We start from the raw sequence: 21375 nt of genomic DNA, 5'->3' as shown, positions 1-21375 counted from the left end.
AGGGATTCGTCCGATGGATCCGGACAGGGAGGCGTCTTGTTGGCTTGTTGTTTTGCTCAACAAGCGGCGCTTTTTAATTATCGAGAATGATTATCATTATAGAGAGTGATTCCGACGGAGACAATCCCTTCCTGACAAAAACCTGAACAAACAAACTCATGCACTGGGCGCACCTTTTATACTTACCGCGCGTGTTGGCACAGGCATCCGAATTGTCCTAAGACGTGGAGCGCACCCACAACGAACCGGTACAAGGCTAAAAGAAGCAGCAGAACGAATTCTGATTCTGAGCTTTTTGTATTTCCTCCGTCCATAAAAAATCCGGCCGCTCCTTTCGGGAGGGCCGGATTTTTTTATGTCCTGAGATGAGCGATCAGCTACCGCGATAAGTCGAATACGACCACGGCGAGACGACCAGCGGCACATGATAGTTCTGTGTCGGATCGGCAATGCCGAAAGCGATGACGACTTCGTCCACAAAACGCGGCGCCGGCAATTGCACGCCCTGGCCGGCGAAATAATCGCCTGCGCCAAACACCAGCTCATAACGTCCGGCCAGCAATTCGTCGCCTTGCAGCAACGGCGCATCGCAACGGCCATCGCTGTTGGTGACGGCGTTTTTCAGCAACACTTTTTCATTTCCCTTGATGGCATACAAGGCCAGTTTGACGCCTGCGCCCGGCTTGCCTTGGGTCACGTCCAGGACGTGGGTGCTCAGTTTTCCCATTGTGCTTCCTCTCTTTAGCAGATGTTGACCATTCTTTGACCGGCAAATGATATACCGCAGTGCTGAGGTCTATATACGTTCCAGCTTATATCCACAATCAATTCTAAAGACATAATTCGGCGGACACATGAAACAAATCAAAAGAACGAGCAGAAGGCAGGAGACATGAAAGATTCCAATTACCCACGCGACCTGGCAGGTTACGGCCGTACGCCGCCACACGCGCAATGGCCGGGCGGCGCGCGCATCGCCTTGCAGTTCGTGCTGAACTATGAAGAAGGTGCCGAAAACTGTGTGCTCGACGGCGATGCCGGCTCGGAGGTTTTCTTGTCCGAAATCATCGGTGCACAGAGTTTCCCAGCACGCCACATGAGCATGGAATCGATCTACGAGTATGGCTCGCGCGCCGGTTTGTGGCGCTTGCTGCGCATGTTTGAAGACCGCAAACTGCCGCTGACCATCTTCGGCGTGGCGCGTGCGTTGCAACGCAATCCGGATGCAACCGCCGCCTTTCTCGAACTGGGCCACGAGATCGCCTGCCACGGTCTGCGATGGATCAGCTATCAGAATGTCGACGAAGCGACCGAGCGTAAACACATCGCCGAAGCCGTCGCCATCATCAAGGACATCACCAACAACGCGCCGCTGGGCTGGTACACCGGCCGCGATTCACCCAACACACGCCGTCTGGTCGCCGAGCATGGCGGCATCGCCTACGACGCCGACAGCTATGCCGACGACCTGCCCTACTGGGAAAACGTCAACGTGCGTAATGCCGACGGCTCAACGGCTTCCGCGCCGCAACTGATCGTTCCTTATACGCTTGACAGCAACGACATGCGCTTCGCCGCGCCACAGGGATTCAACTCGGGCACGCAGTTCTTCGATTATCTGAAAGACGCCTTCGACGTGCTCTATGACGAAGGCGATCCGGACGGACTCGATCGCCCCAAGATGCTGTCGGTCGGCCTGCACTGCCGCATTGTCGGCCGCCCTGCACGTGCAGCGGCGCTGGCGCGTTTCCTCGACTACGTACTACAACACGACAAGGTCTGGATCACGCGCCGCATCGATATCGCCGATCACTGGCGCAAGGTACATCCGCATCCGTTCAGCAAGGTTTGATCTACCGCCGTGGCGGATCCACGGAACACTATAAAAAAGTTCGACATACCATTTAATGGAGGAGACACCATGCAACAAGCAAACGCAATCCTGCGCAAGCCGGTAAGCACACATCTCGCAGCGGCGGGCCTGATCGGGCTGTCTGCAATGGCGGCAATACAGCAGGCGCACGCCGCCGACTGGGCCGATAATTCCATCGGCTACCGCTATGGCACCAAGTTCGCCGAGCCGTACAACACGCAGGACATCAGCAAGAACATCATCAACTTCACGCACGCCAGCGGCTACAAGTACGGCACCAACTTCCTGAACGTCGACCTGCTGATGTCCGACAAGAAGGACAGCAATGCGCAGGAAGCCTACATCACCTACCGTCATACGCTGGACATCGGCAAGATCAGCGGCAAAGACTTGTCCTTTGGCCCCGCCCGCGGCGTCGGCTTTACCGCGGGCTTCGACTGGAACACCAAAAACGATCCGGGCTACGGTTCCAAGAAACGCATGATCGTCGCCGGTCCGACGCTAATGATGGATGTGCCCGGCTTCCTCAATATCAGCCTGCTGGCACTGTGGGAAAGCAATCAGCCGGTGGGTATTTCCAGCCGCTATTCGTACGACGTGCACCCGATGTTGACCGCAGCATGGGGCATTCCATTCGGCACCAGTGGCTTCGCATTTGAAGGTTATGTGAACTACATCGCCGCCAAGGGTAAGGACGAGTTTGGCAGCCCGACCAGCCCGGAGCTGAACTTCGACGGCCAGATCATGTATGACGTCGGCACGCCGATGGGGCTGGGCAAAAACACCTTCCGCATCGGTCTGGAATATCAGTACTGGCGCAACAAGTTCGGCAACCAATCCAAGGTGCCTGGCTCCTTCGCCAAGACACCGATGATCCGCGCCGAATACCACTTCTAAGTCTGGGTGTAACATGCCGGGGGACGCTGCAGCGCCCCCTTTTTTATTCTTCATTCTTTATTCATGCTCCCATGTTGCCACGACTGCCATGATCGCTTCTGTCAAGCTAGCCCCTATCAGCCACGCCGAATGGCAAACCCGTATCGATCTCGCCGCCTGCTACCGGCTATGCGCATTGCAAGCCTGGGATGATGTCATCTACACGCATATCTCGGCCACCGTGCCGGATGAGCCGGGACATTTTTTGCTGAACCCGTTTGGCTATCGTTTCGATGAGATCTGCGCATCGAATCTGGTCAAGATCGACCAGCACGGCCAGATCGTCGGCGACAGCCCTTATCGCGTCAATGTCAGTGGTTTCACGATCCATGGCGCGGTGCATGCGGCGCGTGCCGACGCGCATTGCGTCATGCATCTGCACAACGACCACGCGGTTGCCGTCAGTGCACTGCAGCAGGGATTACTGCCGCTGTCGCAACATGCGTTACGCTTTTATGAACAGATTGCCTGTCACGATTACGAAGGGCTGGCATTGACGCCCGGCGAACAGACACGGCTGATCGAACGTCTCGGCGACTATCCCGCGCTGCTGCTGCGCAATCACGGCAGCCTGATCTGCGGCCGCACCATCGCCGAGGCCTATGTACTGATGGACACGCTCGACAAGGCTTGCCGCATCCAGTTGCTGGCACAGGCCGGTGGACAAGCGCCGCAGATGCCTGCTGCCGATATCTGCAGAAAAACGCATCAGCAATTGCTCGGCGACGGCAGCCCGGAAGGTGCGCTCGAATGGCCCACGCTGCTGCGCAAACTGGACGCACTGGATGCGTCTTACAAGAACTGATTTTACCCAAGGAGAGAACATGCCCACATTCAACATCCAGCTGTTTGAAGGCCGCAGCATCGAACAAAAACGTGAACTCGTGAAGGCAATTACCGAGGTCACCTGCAAGACCTTGCAATGTGGCCCGGAGTCGGTCGACATCATCATCCAGGACGTCAAGAAAGAGAACTGGGCGACTGCAGGAAAATTGTGGTCGGACTGATAGGCCTGATTCAAACAGTGAAGCTCAATGAAAAATGGCGCGCCAGCTGATATCAGCGACGCGCCATTTTTGATTATTACCCACTCTTTATTCGGACATCACCGGTTCCACTTTTGTCTTGTTGGAAAAACGGATCAGAGGCACCCGGCGCACCATCCATAAGCCGATCAACGCCGACACGATCGCCAGTGCAATGCCCATGTGAATCGCTCCGACCAGCGCATCGCGCGCTGCGTCGAGCAAGGCTGAGCCGTTGTGGCCGGCTTGCAGCATTTGCGCCAGCAGCGTTGACTGGATGTCGTGATTGACGAGGATTTCCGGATCCTTGAATTCAGCCATCCATTGTGCGGCGTGATCGCTTTCCAGCGCGCGCTGAACGCCGCTGCCGTACATCTGTGTCACCAGCGTACCGGTGACCGCCGTACCGAGCATGCCGCCGATCATGCGCAAGGATTGCAGCAAGGCAGTGGCGATGCCCAGATGCTCGCGGCTGGCGGCCTGTTGCGCAAAGACAGTCAGGTTCGGCAACACCAGACCGAGACCGAAACCACCTGCCAGCATTGCAGCCAGCATGAAGGACGTCGAGGTGCCGCGCTGCGACAGCACGATGCCGAGACAAGAAATCGCAATCAGCGCAAAGCCGACATACATCATCATGTTGGGATTGGGGATGCGCGTGACAATGCGACCGTTGACGATACTCGCCACCGTGATACAGGCTACGAGCGGCGTAATCAGCAGACCCGCTTCGCGCGGCGACATGCCGAAACCGCCCTGGAACAACAGCGGCGAATACATCAGCATCGAGAACATCGAGAAACCGGCCAGGATCGACAACAAGAACAGGCTCGACAGCGCCGGATCTTTGACCATTTCAAATGGCAGGATGGGCTGCTCGACGTGACGCTCCCATTTCCAGAGGGCGTAGAACGCGGCAACACTGGCGACCAGCAAGACGAGCATGCCGGTAGTCAGGCCGCGCTTGGGCAGCATCTCCACCAGCAATTGCAGGCTGCCCAGTGCAATGGTGATCAGCACCGCACCAAACCAGTCGAGGCGAATCTTGCCTTCGTGCTTGATATGGCGAATATGCGGGATGTAGCGCATTGCAAAAAACAAGGAGATCAATCCGACCGGCAGATTGACGTAAAAGGTCCAGCGCCAGCCCAGCGATTGGGTCAGGAAACCGCCCAGCGAAGGCCCGATCGAGGTCGCAATGCCATACGCCGCGCTCAGAATGATTTGCCAGCGCAAGCGAATATGCGGATCCGGAAACAAGTCTGCCGCTGAGGCAAATGCAGTTCCGACCAGCATGCCGCCACCGATACCTTGCAGGCCGCGCGCCAGCACCAGAAACAACATGCTGTTGGCCATCCCGCACAGCATGGAAGCGATGACGAAGATGATGATGGATGCAATCAGAAAAGGCTTGCGGCCGAAATAGTCGCCGAGCCTGCCAAAGATCGGCACCGTGATGACCGAGGTCAACAGATACGAGGTCGCCACCCAGGCGTAGAGGTCAAAGCCCTTGAGCTCGGCGACGATGGTCGGCAAGGCGGTTCCAACAATCGTCTGATCCAGCGCCACCAGCATGATGACGAAGCAGATGCCAAGGGTGGCCATCAGGGATTCGCGGAAAGGCAAGACTTGACCGCTCGAATGCGCGGCTTCTTTGTGTGGAGACATGTTGGGAAAATCGTTTGGCCGAAGCTTGCAGACGTCTGTGTTGGCGAAACGACAAGCACCTGCAGATGACTACTTGTCGTGCACGACCACATTCATCACAGGCGCCAGCCTGAAGTGACTGAGTCGCTATTCTATCAATTGCAGCCGTACTCTGCAGAATGTCATGGCGGCAATCGCTGCGAACATATTTCATCTGCCGCGGAGATGTTTTGCATCGCCGGCGGCACGGCTGCCGGCGTTAGCGTTTTGCGTCCTGGTGATACAGCACTTCGCGATCATTGCGCGGCTGCAGGTCACGGCTGTTGGCAGTGTAGTAGCGATGAAAATCGTCAAGCTGAGCAGACGACAATGTGATCGGGTTCGACAGCACATGCCACTCGACATTCTGGCTTAGCGGCGGCGTCGTCAGCGAACCGAGATAGTGAAAGTAGCTCAAATCCGTCGGTAACAAGCCACTGATATCAAACTCACGCATCGGCTCCGCCTGCCCTGCGCGCATGACACGTCGCATGACGGCGTCGAACGCCAGGTTGGCCGCCCCTTCCTGAAACAAGACGCCGATCACTGCCAGACGACCATTTTTGGCCCTGTACACAAGGTGCAATTCGAGCGGATATCGCTTGCCGTTGAGTACATGTTCGCTGGGCGTATGAAAATGAAATTGCTGCAGTTGAAAACGGCGTCCACGGATGGTCGCGAAATTTCCCGGCAATACGTTGACTTGTATCGTGTGCGAATTGTCCAGCACGATGGCGCCTCTGGTCTTGCCTGAGATCCTGATACCGTCATCAGCATCGTCGTCGAAATCGGGAGTCGCCTTATCCAAGTCGAGTGCAATCGGCGACTGCCGGTCACCATGCACCTCACTCCATGCCGCCTGTTGCGCGTAATCAAAATGCGCACCCTCCGCCTTCGCAACCGCTGCAGCGCCGACCAGCATGATCGTGGATAGCAGCAGCATTGCAGGCAGCACTTTGCCGCCAAAGAAATGCATCGTTGATTTCATGAATATCCTCTGTCGCAAGGTTGTTGATCAACTGCTTCATTGAGCAAACACAAGCACGCCATTGCTGCCTGATAAAGCCGAGGCCGAAATTTTAGTCGTGCACTTGCCCGGATCACATCGCGCAGAAAGGAATGACCGATATACAACGGCCTATTCGAAATCGAACGACGTCTTTATCGTCGCGATAACGGCCAGAAAAACAGAGAGAGGGAAGCTGCGATCAGGAACCTGACAAACCGCAGTGTTAGGCAAGCCGCCTGACGCTAAATCAGGCGGCTGTATGAGATGCAATACAGTGGAGCGAAAGTGCTATCAATCGCCCGCGATCGTCATGTTTTCCAGGAGGATAGAACCAGTTTCCTTGGTGCCTCGAATCAGCGTGTCATTCCCGATGGCGACGATCTGGCGCAGCATGTCTTTCATGTTGCCGGCGATCGTGATTTCTTCCACTGGGTACTGGATCACGCCCTTCTCGACCCAATAGCCTGAGGCGCCGCGCGAGTAGTCGCCGGTCACATAGTTCACGCCCTGCCCCATCAGCTCGGTCACCAGCAAACCTGTATCGAGTTTTTTTAACATGCCCTTGAATGTATCGGCTGCCGTGGTCAGCGATGAGGTCATCGACAAGTTGTGCGAACCGCCCGAGTTGCCGGTGGTTTCCATGCCCAACTTGCGCGCCGAATACGTCGAGAGAAAGTAGCCTTGCACCACGCCATCTTTGACGACATCACGGCGATGCGTCTTGACGCCTTCTTCATCGAAGGGCGCAGAACCAACGCCACCGATGACGTGCGGATCTTCCAGAATCTGGATGTGATCCGGCAGAACTTGCTTGCCTAGCGAGTCGAGCAGGAAACTGGATTTGCGATACAGCGCGCCACCCGAAACAGCTTGCACGAAGGCGCCCAGCAATCCTGCCGCCAGTGGCGCTTCGAACAGCACCGGGCATTTGCGTGTGGACAGCTTGCAGGCATTCAGACGCGCCAAAGCACGCTCAGCGGCATAGCGGCCGATGGCTTCCGGCTTGGCCAGCTTCTTTGGATCGCGCATCGACGAATACCAGTCGTCGCGCTGCATGTTGCCGCCTTTACCGGCGATCGGTGCAACCGAAATCGTATGGCGCGAGAAGGGATAGCCACCAATGAAGCCGCGCGAGTTGGCAGCGACGAAATGCGATTGCTGCGCGTAGACGCTGGCGCCTTCACTATTGGTGATGCGCTTGTCGACCGACAGCGCTGCCGCTTCACAGCGTTGCGCCAGTTCAACTGCCTCTTCTGCCGTGATCAGCCATGGCGTGCACAGCTTGAGATCGCGCGGATTCATTTCAAGATTTTCGACATCCGGCAATCCGGCGCAATCGTCGATCGCGGTGAAGCGGGCAATGTTGTAGGCCGCTTCGACGGTTTCCTTCAGCGCCTGCTGCGAGAAATCCGAAGTGCTGGCGTTGCCGCGGCGGACGTTGCGGCCTTCACCCATGTAGACGGTGACGCCGATGCCCTTGTCCTTGTTCTGCTCAATGGTCTCGATCTTGCCCTTGCGCACCGCTACCGACAGCCCGCTACCCTCGCTGATGTCTACCGCCGCATCGGATGCGCCTTTTTCCTTGGCATAACGCAACACATCTTGTGCAAGCTGCTTCAATTGGTCTTGACTGTGGGTAAATACGGTATCGCTCATTGGCCTGTTTTCTTCGAAATGCGTATAAAACGGGTATCATAGCAGTCGTTTAGCTTATTTATCTGAATCATGCCAAATCCCAATCGCGGGTCCTGCGGCTTCCAATCCAACGAATTCGAGCAGGAATACGACCGTCCCTCCAAATCCCAACTGAAACGCGAAATGACTGCGTTGCAGAAACTGGGCGAAGAACTGGTTGCCGAACCACGCGACCGTGTCAAACGCGTGCCTATGCCCGAAGACGTACGTGACGCCATCCTTGAATGCCAGCAAATCAAGGACCACGAAGGCCGTCGCCGCCAAATGCAATACGTCGGCAAGAAGATGCGTACCCTGGATGAAGACGAAATCGCCGCCATCCAGCGCACGCTCGACAGCTGGCGCGGCCTGTCCAAAGCGGACACCGCCTCGATGCACGCTCTTGAGCGCCGTCGCGAAAAGTTGTTGAAAGACGACAACGCCCTCACCGAGTTGCTTGCCCAGCATCCCGATCTCGACGTGCAGCATCTGCGCACGCTGATTCGTAATGCCCGCAAGGAACAAGCTGAAAACAAGCCGCCCAAGGCATATCGCGAAATTTTCCAGATTCTCAAGCAGCTGCAAGCCGCGTCGCGTGGCGCCAATGCCACAGAAGGCGCAGAAGATGGTGCGGACGAGTTGGAAGATGAGCAAGAAGACTAATCCAGATGAACTGCTGATCGGCCTGGTGTCGATCTCGGATCGTGCTTCCGGTGGTGTCTATGAGGACAAAGGCATTCCGGCGCTGCAAGACTGGTTCGGCGCTGCGCTGACCAGCCCATGGCGCATGGAAACCCGCCTGATCCCCGACGAGCGCGCACAAATCGAGAAAACCTTGATCGAGCTGGTGGATGACATCGGTTGCGATCTGGTGCTGACTACCGGCGGCACCGGCCCCTCGCGCCGCGATGTGACGCCGGAAGCCACACTGGCAGTTGCCACCAAGGAAATGCCTGGCTTCGGCGAGCAAATGCGCCAGATCAGCCTGCAATTCGTTCCTACCGCCATTTTGTCGCGCCAGGTCGCGGTGATCCGTGAAACCTCGGATCACGCAGCTCTGATCATGAATCTGCCCGGCCAGCCCAAGTCCATCAAGGAAACGCTGGAAGGCGTCAAGGATGCAGAAGGCAAGCAGCTTGTGCCCGGTATTTTTGCTGCCGTGCCGTATTGCATTGACCTCATCGGCGGCCCCTACGTCGAAACAAATGAAGCCGTGTGCAAGGCTTTCCGTCCCAAGTCGGCAATTCGCCCGGCGAAATAATTTACGTGTTTTTGGATTTTTGAAGTGTCGATGACTGACGGCTGACGGCTCGTGTGAGCCTTCAGCCAACCTTCACTCGTACACCGGCGCCTCGCCGTGGCCGATTCAACCTGCTATCGGTTGACGGAGATTGCCTAACGCGGACAAGTCAACTGATCCTGGCCGCCACAGATCGTCGCACGGTTCAACAGGTCGAGATATTGCTGCAGTTTCTGCGGCGTGATGCGTAAGGGATTTCCTTTGAGTTCGTTTTCGGTTGCCGGACGCCAGCCGAACTGCACCAGAAACAGATTTCTTGTGCCTTCAAAGACGGCAATGAGGCTGCCTTCGCCAAATGGCGCCGCACTTCCCAGACGGTCGCAAAAACCACCACTGATGGACGTGTAGGCACCGTTGGTCATGCTGTCTTTTTGCTTCATCGGTGTGAAATGACCTGCGCAGTTGCGCTGTGCGCCTTGCAGCACGCGCTGGACGATTTGCGTCGAAAGATGCGTACCGACGCTAAGATCCGCCGCGCCACGCTGCACGGACATATAGCCTTCGCGCCAGTTTTCATGGCTTTCGTTCTGCGGCATGAATTCAACCACATAGTCGCCGGTCGGACTGCCGTTCATGTACGCCAGCCGCCATCCGGAAGGCGGCTGCACCACCAGATTTTCGCCGCTGGGCTGGAACACATTACCTTCGAGCAGCGCCGCATTCGACGACGCAGAAACAAGCAGACTTGCCTGGAGCAGCAACAAGGCCCACATTTTTTTCATCACGGTTCTCCATTGAAACGGTGCAGAGATTTTCTGGCGATATCGTCGTATCATGGCGCTTTCAAAGCCCAAGAAGTATCTCTACTGCAAACCCGTATTGTGCACCAAAGCTGCACAATCCCGAATCGAAGAAAACTTCCATGTCCTCACCAGCCGCCCTCCTCCACACCATCGAAATCGAAACCGCGCCTAATCCTGCTGCGGCCGTCATCTGGCTGCACGGCCTCGGCGCCGACGGCAATGACTTCGTACCGATTGTGCGCGAACTCGATCTGTCGGGATCCCAACCGATTCGCTTCATCTTTCCGACGGCGCCTACCATGCCGGTGACGGTCAATGGCGGCTATGTGATGCGTGCCTGGTACGACATCTTCGGCCCGGATCTGGTGCGTCGCGAAGACGAACCAGGACTGCGCGCTTCACAAGCGATGGTGGAGGCGCTGATCGCCAAGGAAAAGGCACGCGGTATTCCAGCTGAGCGCATCGTGCTTGCGGGTTTCTCACAGGGCTGTGCGATGACGCTCCAAACCGGTTTGCGCCATCCCGAAAAACTGGCAGGCCTGATGTGCCTGTCCGGCTATTTGCCGCTGGCCGGCACCCTCGCTGCAGAAGCACATTCCGCCAACCAGACAACCCCTGTATTCATGGCGCATGGTCGCCAGGACCCTGTCGTGGTAATGCAACGCGCCGAGCAGTCACGCGATCTGCTAAACACGCTGGGTTATCAAATTGAATGGCACGAGTATCAGATGCAGCACTCGGTGTGCCAGGAAGAAATAGAAGACATCGGCCACTGGCTGGCGCGGGTATTGGCGAAGTAAGTGCATCACTATTGTCCCGGCAACGCCATGAAAAAAGCCTCCGCTGCAAAACGCATCGGAGGCTTTTTTACTGAGACAACGATTGCTGCTTACATCGAATAGCGCAAGGTCAGTGCGACGTTACGCGGTGCGCCCGGCAAGCTCAGGTTCGGGCTGGTGCCGTGACCGGAGACGATATAACCGGTGTTGAATATATTGTTGACGTTCAACTGCACCGAGTATTTCTCAGCCTTGTAGACGGCCATCGCATCGGCGGTTACGTAGCCCGGCAAGGACACTGTGTTGCCCGGATTGGCAAAACGGCTGCCCACCGCATTGGCACCACCGCCAACCGTAAAGCCATAGCCCACGTCCTTGGTTACCCACAGGTTGGCACTATGCTTTGGCGTCAGCGTTGCCGCTTTACCCTTGAAGGGAACACTGCCGGCAGTTGTGGTGCCTGGATTGTTCACGCTGGTATCCACGGCGACCGAATCGATTACCTTGGCATCCAGATAGGCATAACCCGCGAGCACTTTCCAACCTTGCTTCAGATCGGCGGTCAGTGTCAGCTCGGCACCGTCGGTGCGTTGCTTGCCGACCGGGATGATCGTCGTCGTACCGGGGATCGTCGCCTTCATGTTGTCGCGCTCCAGACGGAAGAGCGACACGGTTGCATTGGCGCGGCCATCCAGAAAATCATACTTGGCGCCGACTTCGGTATTGCGGGTGTTTTCCGGTGCCAGATCGGCATTGTTTGTTGCCAATGGCAGCGTCTCGCCCGATGGCTGGAACGAACGGCTCCACGACAGGTAATACGATTGCGCTTCGCTTGGCTGCCATACAAGCCCGGCACGCGGACTGTAGGCATTATCGGTGCGGGCAAGATTGCCCGGCGCCGATCCACCCACGATGCGCGACTTTTGCTCAAAGCTGTCATAACGCACGCCAAGCAAGGCCTTCCACTGATCGCTGAATGCGATCGTGTCCTGCACGTAGCCGGCCAGCGTATTGTAGGTGCCGAATGTGAAAGTGCCGGCACCACGTGCAGCAGGATTCACTGTCGGCAGTACAGGATTGAAAATCGACACGCCGGTCGCCACCGTGGTGCTTGCATAGCTGGCGGAGTCCTTGCTCTGCTGTCCGAATTCGATGCCATACAAAATCTCGTGCTTGGTCGAGCCGAGCTTGAGTTTTTGCGTCAGTTCGGTCTGATTGAACCAACCGTTTTCATCACGTATCAAGGTGGCGTGACCCAGATTCATCGTGCGCGCCACTTCATTGACGTTGCCGCTGATGTTGGTGTTGTTGCGATTCAAATGATAGTCGTAGTAACGGAAAGCATTGCGCAACGACAGGCTCTCGTTAAAGCGATGTGTCAGCGTTGCCGAAGTCGATGCCACACGTGACTGGCTGAAATCGGCGTCACGCGCATTGGCAGCGCCATAGTAGGTGCCCGGATCAACGTTGACCGGACGCCCCTGATACGATGGGATACCGAAGTCGGTCAGGCGGCGGTCTTCCAGATAGTCGGCTTGCAACAGCAGCTTGGTGTCGGAAGAAATCTTGAATTCTACCGATGGCGCGATCGCGGTGCGATCCAGGAATTGTTGTGCACGATAGCTATCGGATTGCTCGTGCGCGCCAGTCAGCCGCCACGAAACGACCTCGCCGCTGCGACCAACATCAATCTCGCCACGGCGCCCTGCCGTGCTGGTCAGGCTGAGGCTGACATCAGTGACATCAACGCCGGGCTTCTTCGTGACACGATTAATCAAGCCACCCGACGAGCCACGACCGTACAGCACGGCCGCAGGGCCTTTGATGACTTCCAGACGCTCAACGTTGGACAAGTCGCGGAAATACAGCGCATCGTCACGGAAACCATCAACAAACTGATCACCAATCGCTGTAAAGCCTCGGATGAAAACCTGATCGCGCTGGCCATCGCCGGTGGACAATCCAACGCCCGGGACGTTCTTCAGAATGTCTTGCAAGGAAGTCGCATGCTGGTCTCGGATGACTTCCGCAGAAATCACATTGATGGTTTGCGGAATATCACGCAGAGGCGCTTCACTTTTGGTGGCGCTGACGGAAGTGGGCGCAACGTAACCGTCACGGGCACCGCTGACCTGGACTTCTGGCAGGCTGCCGGCTGTCTGAGCAAAAGCGTTATTTGTTGTAATGGAGGTAAGTGACAATGTCGTGAGGACAGCCAGATAGCCCGGCTTGATGCGAAACTGCATGTAGACACCCAATTTAAACGTTAATAGTAATAATTCCTATTTATATTAACTTTTAAATGTAACTGGTTGTAAAGATATTCTTACAAAATGCTGATTTTTATGAAATTGGATCGAGTATGTTGTACTTATGCAGCAAAAAATACATCGTCGCAGCAAGCGCCCAACACGAATTTATCAATCAGGCGCTGGCCCAAAACGCTGACAAAAAAATCGATCTCTCCTGTTGAAAATATATGGCGGCAAATACAAAAGCGGCGCATTTCTTTCGAAATGCGCCGCTTTGTTTTGAAGCTTGAATCAGTCGATTCAGACTATCCGGATCAACGCTCCGACATCGCGTCCATGACGCACAGTGCCGTCATGTTGACGATACGGCGCACGGTGGCCGATGCCGTCAGGATGTGCACCGGCTTGGCGCAGCCCAACAGGATAGGACCAATCGCCACGCCGTTGCCGGAAGCTGTCTTCAACAGGTTGTAGGCAATATTGGCAGCGTCGATGTTTGGCATCACGAGCAGATTGGCATCGCCCTTGAGTGGCGAATCCGGCATGATTTGCGCCAGCAGTTTCGGATCAAGTGCGGTGTCGCCGTGCATTTCGCCGTCGACTTCCAGCTCCGGAGCCTGCTCTTGAATCAGCTTCAGTGCAGTACGCATCTTGATTGCCGATTCGCTGTTGCTGGAACCGAAATTGGAATGCGACAGCAACGCTGCACGCGGATGCAGGCCAAAGCGGCGCATTTCTTCCGCAGCCATGATGGTGATTTCAGCCAGCTGCTCTGCGGTCGGATTTTCATTGACGTGCGTATCGACCAGCACCAGTTGACGGCTTGGCAGGATGACGCCGTTCATTGCCGCGTAGACGTTGACGCCTTCGCGCTTGCCCAATACCTGATCGATGTAGTGCAAATGCAGCTGCGTGGTGCCGTAGGTACCGCAGATCATGCCGTCGGCGTGACCCTTGTGGATGGCCATGGAACCGATCAGCGTGTGGCGGCGGCGCATTTCCAGCTTCGCGTATTGCTCGGTGACGCCACGACGCTTGGTCATATCCAGGAAAGTCTGCCAGTAGTCGCGATAGCGTTCGTCGAAGTTCGGATTGATGACTTCGAAGTCGACATTAGGACGCAGGCGCAGACCAAACTTCTTGATGCGCTGTTCCAGCACTTCCGGACGACCGACCAGAATCGGCTTGGCCAGGCATTCGTCGACGATGACTTGTACCGCCCGCAGGATGCGCTCTTCTTCGCCTTCGGCAAAGACGATGCGCTTCTTGGCTTCCGGCGCTTTTTTCGCAGCCTGGAAGATCGGACGCATGAAGGTGCCGCTGTGGTAGACAAACTGTTCCAGCTTTTCCGCGTAGGCGTTCATGTCCGGAATCGGACGCGCGGCCACGCCGGAAGTCTCGGCAGCGCGCGCAACCGCAGTCGCGATCTTGATCATCAGACGCGGATCGAACGGCTTTGGAATGATGTATTCAGGGCCAAACGACAGATTGGTCACGCCGTAGGTCGCAGCAACGATATCGGATTGCTCGGCTTGCGCCAGTTCGGCAATCGCGTGTACGGCGGCGATTTCCATTTCACGTGTGATCGTCGTGGCGCCGGAGTCCAGTGCACCGCGGAAGATGTACGGGAAGCACAGGACGTTGTTGACCTGGTTCGGATAGTCGGAACGGCCGGTGGCGATGATCGCGTCGTCACGCACTGCCATGACCTCTTCCGGCAGGATTTCCGGTGTCGGGTTGGCCAGTGCCAGCACCAGCGGACGCGGCGCCATCTTCTTGACCATGTCTTGCTTGAGCACGCCGCCGGCGGACACGCCGAGGAAAATGTCGGCGTCAGGAATGACGTCAGCCAAGGTGCGTGCATCGGTTTCGCGTGCGAAGCGTTCCTTGTCCGGATCCATCAGTTCGACGCGGCCCTTGTAGACCACGCCGGCCAGGTCGGTGACGTAAATGTTTTCGATCGGGAAGCCGAGATCGACGATCAGATCCAGGCAAGCCAGCGCTGCAGCGCCCGCACCGGAGACAACCAGCTTCACTTCTTTAATGCTTTTGCCGACGACCTTCAGGCCGTTCAGGATCGCCGCACCGACGATGATCGCGGTGCCGTGCTGATCGTCATGGAAGACTGGAATCTTCATGCGGTCGCGCAGTTTGCGTTCAATGTAGAAGCACTCCGGCGCCTTGATGTCTTCCAGGTTGATACCGCCGAAAGTCGGTTCCAGCGAGGCGATGATGTCGCACAGTTTGTCCGGGTCGGTTTCGTTGATTTCGATGTCGAAGACGTCGATGCCGGCGAACTTCTTGAACAGCACGCCCTTGCCTTCCATCACCGGCTTGGAAGCCAGCGGGCCGATGTTGCCCAGACCAAGCACTGCGGTGCCGTTACTGATGACCGCAACCAGATTGCCGCGCGCGGTGTACTTGAATGCGTTGGCGGGATCCGCAACGATTTCTTCGCAGGCTGCCGCGACACCCGGCGAGTACGCCAGAGACAGGTCTCGTTGATTGGTTAGTAACTTGGTGGGCGTGACGCTGATCTTGCCCGGCGTTGGAAATTCATGGTACTCCAGCGCTGCCTGGCGAAGTTGCTGACGCAATTCTTCTTTCTTGCTGATCATCGAATCCATACTCTGCGTTCTCTTTTCTAGACTTGTCGAAGACCTGCGATTTTAGCAGAGGTAAGCTCGCTCTCATAGGGTGGAAACTACTGATTCATGGCGCAGTGCAGCATTCCAAGATCCAATACTGGTGCGGCTTCGGGCGCAACTTGGTGCGCCCGGTTCACAGGTAAAACCGCCACCAAAATGGTCATACCAATCGTACTTTCGAAGAATTACCAGGATTAATTACAAGGATTTAATGACGCATTCGTTACAATCATGCCCATGCTCTCCGAATTTGAACTCATCTCCCGTTATTTCACACGCCCACCTGCACCGGGCAGCCGCGCCGCGCTCGGCGTCGGCGATGACTGCGCCTTGCTCACACCTGCGCCCGGCATGCAATTGGCGGTGTCGACCGACATGCTGGTCGAAGGCCGCCACTTCTTTCCGCATGCTGATCCGTATGCGCTTGGACATAAATGTCTGGCCGTCAACCTGTCGGATCTGGCAGCCATGGGTGCGCAGCCGATCGCTTTCACACTGGCGTTTTCGCTGCCGGAAGCACGCGAGGACTGGCTGGAACCATTTTCACGCGGGCTGCTGAAACTCGCCGATGAACACGGTTGCGAGCTGATCGGCGGCGATACCACCAAGGGCCCGCTCAACATCAGCATCACGGTGTTCGGAGAAATCCCCTTCACGCAAGCACTGCGCCGTGATGCGGCGAAAGACGGCGACGACATCTGGGTGTCCGGCACGCTCGGCGATGCGCGGCTGGCATTGGCCGCCTATCGCCACGAACTGTCGCTGGCGACTGACGCGCACCACGTTGCGGCACAACGCATGCACCAGCCCACACCCCGTGTGGAGCTCGGTATGGCGTTGCGCGGGATCGCTCACGCCGCTATCGATGTTTCGGACGGCCTTGCAGGCGACCTCGGCCACATCCTTGAGCGCTCTCATGTCGGTGCGCGTCTCGATGCCGACGCCTTACCGCCAGGCAGCATCCTCAAGCAACAAACACAAGACCTGCGCCGCCGCTTCACGCTGTCCGGCGGGGATGATTACGAACTCTGTTTCACCGCGCCGCAAAGCCGTCGCGAGCAAATCCTCGCCGCTGCCGAAAAGACAGGTACCGAGGTCACTCGCGTGGGCGTCATCGAATCCATGCCTGGACTGCGTCTGGTGGATGCGGGCGGTGAGCCACTGGATCTTGCACTGACTTCTTTCGACCATTTCACTTCATGACAACAACAATAGAACCGGGCCGGAAGGCGCAACTCAATAAATCGGTACGCCCGACCGCGCGCTTCATGCTGGCGCATCCGGCGCATTGGCTGGCGCAAGGTTTCGGCAGCGGCTTGTCGCCAATCATGCCGGGCACCTCAGGCACCTTGTTCGCCTGGCTGGCCTATGCCGTGCTGAGCGTACGCTGGCCCGCCATTTTTACGCCGCTGGCCTGGCTGATCATTATCGGCGTGGGCTTTTTCGTGGGTGTCTGGGCCTGCCATCGCACCGGCCGCGATCTTGGCGCGCCGGACCATGGCAGCATGGTGTGGGACGAAATCATCGCCTTCTGGCTGGTGCTGGTCTTGCTGACACCGGCAGATCTGAAGACGCAATGCTGGGCTTTCGTCTGGTTCCGATTTTTCGATATGGTCAAACCGCCGCCGATTGCTTATTTTGATCGCCGCTTCAAAGGTGGTTTTGGCGTAATGTGGGACGATATCGTTGCCGCGTTTTATACGCTGCTCGTGTTTGCCTTCTGGCGCTCCATGTAAGATCGTGAACGGGTTTTAAAGAGTTTCCAACAAGAGTATGCTTGACACATGAGAGTCGCCTCTCATCACACGTTGACCACCACCCGCCAACAACGAAGGACGACATCAACATGGACACCTCGATAGACCTCGCCGCACGCGTCGGCCAAGCGCTCAAAGCCAGGAAGTTGCTGCTCTCGACCGCCGAGTCCTGCACCGGCGGCGGCGTTGCACAAGCCATCACGGAAATTGCCGGATCCTCGGAGTGGTTCGACTGCGGTTTCGTGACCTATTCCAACGTATCGAAAAATGAATTGCTGAACATTTCGGAAGCGCTGATCGCCCAGCACGGCGCCGTCAGCGAAGAAATCGCTGCAGCCATGGCCGAGGGTGCGATTGCCAACAGCAGTTCGGATGTCGCCGTCTCCACTACTGGTATCGCCGGTCCTGGTGGCGCAGTACCGGGAAAACCCGTCGGCACGGTCTGCTTCGGCTGGAAGGTCGGCGATCAGATCTTCACCGAACGCCTTGTATTCACCGGCGACCGCCAGGCGGTGCGCGAACAGGCTGTCGTGCATTCCCTGCAAGGCCTGTTGCGCATGCTGACCTGAACGCCAGAAGCAGCATTATCGATAGCATCTTCACCATCTCACGACGCCTATGCCAGACGTAAAAAGAGCCACGGCGATCTGATCGCAGCGGCTCTTTCTGTATCTTGATGAGGCTTAATACATCTCAACGATACTGATTGATCGCATCACGCGTCTCCAGCGCCACACGGCGTGCTGCCGCGGCGTAGTCTTCGCCATCTTCCGGCTTGGCGTACAAGATGGCGCGCGACGAGTTGATCATCATCCCCGCTCCATCCGCCGTTTTGCCGGACTTGACCGTCGCAGCCACGTCCCCGCCCTGCGCGCCGACACCCGGCACCAGCAAAGGCATGTCGCCGATAATGCTGCGCACTTGCGCCAGCTCTTCCGGAAAAGTCGCGCCCACTACCAAGCCACACTGACCATTGGTGTTCCACTTGTCCGCCACCAGACGCGCCACGTGTTGATACAGAGGAACGCCATCCACATTCAGGAATTGCAAATCGGAACCGCCGGCATTGGAGGTGCGGCACAGCACAATGGCGCCACGATCTTTCCATTCCAGATACGGCGCGACCGAATCAAATCCCATGTACGGACTCACCGTCACCGCGTGTGCGCCATAACGCTCAAAGGCTTCACGCGCGTATTGCTCGGCGGTAGCACCGATATCACCGCGCTTGGCATCCAGCACGATCGGGATATGCGGATAGCGGGTGCGAATGTAACTGCAGATTTCTTCCAGCTGATCTTCGGCACGCAAGGCGGCGAAATAGGCGATTTGCGGCTTGAAGGAACATGCCACGTCGGCGGTGGCATCGATGATGCCCTTGCAGAAGGCCGTAATCGCATCCGGCTGGTTCTTCCATTCCGCCGGAAATTTGGCGATATCCGGGTCCAGGCCGACGCACAGCAGAGAATTGTTGGCCTTCCACGCAGCGGATAATTTGTCGATAAATGTCACGGTAAACCTTAGCGCTTTAATATATACAGGTACGACATTGTAACGCGGTCGGGCCAGAAACCCTGTCTTTGAGGCGCCATTTGGTGCATCTTGAGGGCATTGGCATGGCATCTTGAAGCAGTACTTGACGGGCACCCAAGGACTGATCACAGTAGCGAATGTTTTAATTTTCGAGAGAAATACAATGAAAAAATGGTTCGCATGGCTGGCTATCGCCGCTTCCGTATTGACCCTGAGCAGCTGCGGCTACAACGATTTCCAGGCCAAGGATGAAGCCACCAAGGCCGCCTGGGGTGAAGTCGTCAACCAATATCAGCGCCGCGCCGACCTGATTCCCAATCTCGTCAATACCGTCAAGGGTTATGCCGCGCATGAAAAAGATACGCTGGAAGCCGTCACCAAGGCTCGTGCAGCCGCGACCAGTTTTCAGATCACGCCGGAAGTGTTGACCAACCCTGAAGCCTTCAATAAGTTCCAGCAGGTGCAGGGACAGTTATCGTCCGCGCTGTCGCGCCTGATGGCCGTGTCGGAAAACTATCCGCAACTCAAGGCGGACACCAGCTTCCGAGATCTGCAATCGCAACTGGAAGGCACCGAAAACCGCATCACCGTGGCACGCCAACGCTACATCGCCTCGGTACAGGAATACAACGTGCTGGCGCGCAGCTTTCCGACCAACATCACCGCCAAGATTTTCAGCTATCCGGTCAAACCGTCCTTCACGGTTGACAACGAGAAGGCAATCTCCACCGCGCCTGCCGTCAACTTCGGCAAGTAAGTTTCACTATGCCGTCTTTTCGCGCCCTTCCGGCGTTCTTCCTGAGCATCCTGCTCACCGGCTTTCTGCAACTTGCCGGTGCGCAGGATTTTGTTGCCGTTCCGGCGTTGAGTTCACATGTGATCGATCAGGTGCAGATGCTGGAAGAACAGCAGCGCCGCGCACTCGATCAGGTGCTGGTCGAGTACGAGACACGCACCGGCAGCCAGATCGCGGTCCTGCTGATGTCCAGTACCGCGCCGGAAGCCATCGAGCAATACGGCATCCGCGTCGCCGATGCCTGGAAGCTGGGGCGCAAAGACATTGACGACGGCGTCATCCTCATCGTCGCCAAGGACAATCCCAAAGCGCTGCGCCGCCTGCGTATCGAAGCCGGTCGCGGCGTGCAAGGCAGCCTGACGGATGCGAAATCGAAACGCATTCTGGAAGACGTCATCGCCCCGCATTTCCGCCAAAATGATTATTACGGCGGCCTCGCAGCAGGCGTATCAGCGCTGACCAGTTTGCTGGATGAAGAACATCTGCCGCCGGCGGAGAAAGCAAAGCAGGCTGCCGCGCAAGAGGATGACGGCTGGATTGAGCTGATTGCCGTCGTTGTATTCCTCGCTGTCTTTTTCGGCGTCATCCTGTTCGTACGCCGTCGTCCGCGCAACAACCTCAACAACAATGACTGGGGACACACGGCAGGCGTCATCATCGGCAGCATTCTGAGCGACGCCGTCCAGAATCGTGGTGGCAGAGGCGGATTCAGCAGCGGTGGCTTTGGCGGCGGATCAGGCAGCAGCTCGGGTGGTGGATTTTCGGGCGGCGGCGGCAGCTTTGATGGCGGCGGCGCCTCGGGAGACTGGTAATGGCTAAACTCAATCGCCTGCTCAAGCATCTTATCGCCACACGCAGCCAGGCGCGCAATCTGTTTCCCCGCTCAACGCTGCAAGCAGTGCAAGCTTGCATCTCAGCCGGCGAAAAACAGCATCGCGCAGAAATCCGCCTGATCGTTGAAGCGGCATTGCCGCTCAATACCGTGTTGCGCAACGAGTCTTCGCGCGCGCGTGCACACGAGCTGTTCTCGCATTATCGGATATGGGATACAGAAGAAAACTGCGGCATTCTGATCTACATCAACATCGCAGATCACAAGGTGGAGATTTTGCCTGACCGTACCGTCGGCAGAGCACTCAAACGCGAGGACTGGCATGCAGTGTGCGAAACCATGACGCGTGGTTTTGCGGAGAAAAATTATCACGACAGCCTGCTGCTGGCGCTGACACAACTCAACGAGCTGCTGGCAGTGCATTTTCCCGATCAGGACAAACACAAGAATCAGCTGTCGGACCGGCCGTTGATACTCTGAAGATACGCCAAATCCTGACCATGAAACTACCGCCCTCCTCCTTCACGAATGA

At 56.9% G+C, this 21375-nt stretch carries 21 protein-coding genes; 13 read left to right on the top strand and 8 right to left on the bottom strand.

From position 1 onward, the window contains the following. Positions 1-373: 373 nt before the first annotated feature. Positions 374-727, bottom strand: coding sequence for a hydroxyisourate hydrolase (uraH, locus tag hmeg3_RS07265; RefSeq protein WP_094563150.1), 354 nt, complete (start codon positions 725-727; stop codon positions 374-376). Positions 728-892: 165 nt separating this feature from the next. On the opposite strand from uraH, the gene puuE reads away from it, so the two are divergent. From puuE to hmeg3_RS07245, 4 genes are all read left to right on the top strand, one after another. Next, on the top strand, positions 893-1852 hold the full coding sequence (gene puuE / locus hmeg3_RS07260; protein ID WP_094563149.1) for an allantoinase PuuE: 960 nt from the start codon (positions 893-895) through the stop codon (positions 1850-1852). A gap of 69 nt (positions 1853-1921) precedes the next feature. Then, on the top strand, positions 1922-2770 hold the full coding sequence (locus hmeg3_RS07255; protein WP_094563148.1) for an outer envelope protein: 849 nt from the start codon (positions 1922-1924) through the stop codon (positions 2768-2770). A gap of 88 nt (positions 2771-2858) precedes the next feature. Then, positions 2859-3614, top strand: coding sequence for a class II aldolase/adducin family protein (locus hmeg3_RS07250; RefSeq protein WP_094563147.1), 756 nt, complete (start codon positions 2859-2861; stop codon positions 3612-3614). A 19-nt stretch (positions 3615-3633) separates the two neighbouring features. Beyond that, a complete protein-coding gene (locus hmeg3_RS07245) occupies positions 3634-3816 on the top strand; it encodes a 4-oxalocrotonate tautomerase (RefSeq protein WP_232511910.1) in 183 nt (60 codons plus the stop codon). 87 nt (positions 3817-3903) lie between these two features. Here the strand turns inward: hmeg3_RS07245 and hmeg3_RS07240 are convergent, their stop codons facing one another. From hmeg3_RS07240 to pmbA, 3 genes are all read right to left on the bottom strand, one after another. Further along, positions 3904-5502, bottom strand: coding sequence for an MDR family MFS transporter (locus hmeg3_RS07240; protein ID WP_094563145.1), 1599 nt, complete (start codon positions 5500-5502; stop codon positions 3904-3906). A 238-nt stretch (positions 5503-5740) separates the two neighbouring features. After that, positions 5741-6508, bottom strand: a complete 768-nt coding sequence (locus hmeg3_RS07235) for a carbonic anhydrase (protein ID WP_094563144.1) — start codon at positions 6506-6508, stop codon at positions 5741-5743. A gap of 312 nt (positions 6509-6820) precedes the next feature. Beyond that, positions 6821-8185: a metalloprotease PmbA gene (gene pmbA / locus hmeg3_RS07230; protein ID WP_094563143.1), complete on the bottom strand. Its 1365-nt coding sequence runs from the start codon at positions 8183-8185 to the stop codon at positions 6821-6823. Positions 8186-8254: 69 nt separating this feature from the next. On the opposite strand from pmbA, the gene yjgA reads away from it, so the two are divergent. After that, positions 8255-8866, top strand: a complete 612-nt coding sequence (gene yjgA / locus hmeg3_RS07225) for a ribosome biogenesis factor YjgA (RefSeq protein ID WP_094563142.1) — start codon at positions 8255-8257, stop codon at positions 8864-8866. Next, entirely contained in the window at positions 8850-9464 is a 615-nt protein-coding gene (gene mog / locus hmeg3_RS07220) for a molybdopterin adenylyltransferase (RefSeq protein ID WP_094563141.1), read from the top strand. The genes yjgA and mog overlap by 17 nt, the downstream gene beginning before the upstream one ends. Positions 9465-9598: 134 nt before the next feature. Here the strand turns inward: mog and hmeg3_RS07215 are convergent, their stop codons facing one another. After that, entirely contained in the window at positions 9599-10225 is a 627-nt protein-coding gene (locus tag hmeg3_RS07215; protein WP_094563140.1) for a hypothetical protein, read from the bottom strand. 140 nt (positions 10226-10365) lie between these two features. Between hmeg3_RS07215 and hmeg3_RS07210 the strand changes: the two genes are divergently transcribed. Then, entirely contained in the window at positions 10366-11046 is a 681-nt protein-coding gene (locus tag hmeg3_RS07210) for an alpha/beta hydrolase (RefSeq protein WP_094563139.1), read from the top strand. A gap of 89 nt (positions 11047-11135) precedes the next feature. Here the strand turns inward: hmeg3_RS07210 and hmeg3_RS07205 are convergent, their stop codons facing one another. Together hmeg3_RS07205 and hmeg3_RS07200 are read right to left on the bottom strand one after the other, a co-directional pair. Next, the gene (locus hmeg3_RS07205; protein ID WP_094563138.1) at positions 11136-13271 is read right to left on the bottom strand and encodes a TonB-dependent siderophore receptor; all 2136 of its coding nucleotides are present in this window, start codon (positions 13269-13271) and stop codon (positions 11136-11138) included. A gap of 320 nt (positions 13272-13591) precedes the next feature. After that, positions 13592-15904, bottom strand: a complete 2313-nt coding sequence (locus tag hmeg3_RS07200; protein WP_094563137.1) for an NADP-dependent malic enzyme — start codon at positions 15902-15904, stop codon at positions 13592-13594. A gap of 258 nt (positions 15905-16162) precedes the next feature. Here hmeg3_RS07200 and thiL point away from each other — a divergent pair, with 258 nt between their 5' ends. From thiL to hmeg3_RS07185, 3 genes are all read left to right on the top strand, one after another. Beyond that, a complete protein-coding gene (thiL, locus tag hmeg3_RS07195) occupies positions 16163-17128 on the top strand; it encodes a thiamine-phosphate kinase (protein ID WP_094563136.1) in 966 nt (321 codons plus the stop codon). After that, entirely contained in the window at positions 17125-17661 is a 537-nt protein-coding gene (locus hmeg3_RS07190) for a phosphatidylglycerophosphatase A (protein WP_094563135.1), read from the top strand. The genes thiL and hmeg3_RS07190 overlap by 4 nt, the downstream gene beginning before the upstream one ends. A 110-nt stretch (positions 17662-17771) precedes the next feature. Beyond that, positions 17772-18251 carry a CinA family protein gene (locus tag hmeg3_RS07185; RefSeq protein ID WP_094563134.1) on the top strand — a complete coding sequence of 160 codons (480 nt, stop codon included), beginning with the start codon at positions 17772-17774 and terminating at the stop codon, positions 18249-18251. Between the two features lie 124 nt (positions 18252-18375). Here hmeg3_RS07185 and pyrF read toward each other — a convergent pair whose 3' ends face one another. Continuing rightward, positions 18376-19194: an orotidine-5'-phosphate decarboxylase gene (gene pyrF / locus hmeg3_RS07180; RefSeq protein WP_094563133.1), complete on the bottom strand. Its 819-nt coding sequence runs from the start codon at positions 19192-19194 to the stop codon at positions 18376-18378. Positions 19195-19378: 184 nt separating this feature from the next. Between pyrF and hmeg3_RS07175 the strand changes: the two genes are divergently transcribed. Genes hmeg3_RS07175 through hmeg3_RS07165 form a run of 3 tightly spaced genes read left to right on the top strand, consistent with a single transcriptional unit; the run spans position 19379 to position 21323 of the window. Then, a complete protein-coding gene (locus hmeg3_RS07175) occupies positions 19379-19972 on the top strand; it encodes a LemA family protein (protein WP_094563132.1) in 594 nt (197 codons plus the stop codon). A gap of 8 nt (positions 19973-19980) precedes the next feature. Then, entirely contained in the window at positions 19981-20823 is an 843-nt protein-coding gene (locus tag hmeg3_RS07170) for a YgcG family protein (RefSeq protein ID WP_094563131.1), read from the top strand. Further along, entirely contained in the window at positions 20823-21323 is a 501-nt protein-coding gene (locus hmeg3_RS07165) for a TPM domain-containing protein (protein WP_094563130.1), read from the top strand. Before hmeg3_RS07170 ends, hmeg3_RS07165 begins: the two co-directional genes overlap by 1 nt. Positions 21324-21375 lie beyond the last annotated feature (52 nt).

The organism is Herbaspirillum sp. meg3 (genome assembly GCF_002257565.1).
In the GTDB taxonomy this organism is placed as follows: domain Bacteria; phylum Pseudomonadota; class Gammaproteobacteria; order Burkholderiales; family Burkholderiaceae_D; genus Herbaspirillum.
Note: the sequence above shows the minus strand (reverse complement) of the source record. Positions and strands in the feature narration are given on the sequence as shown.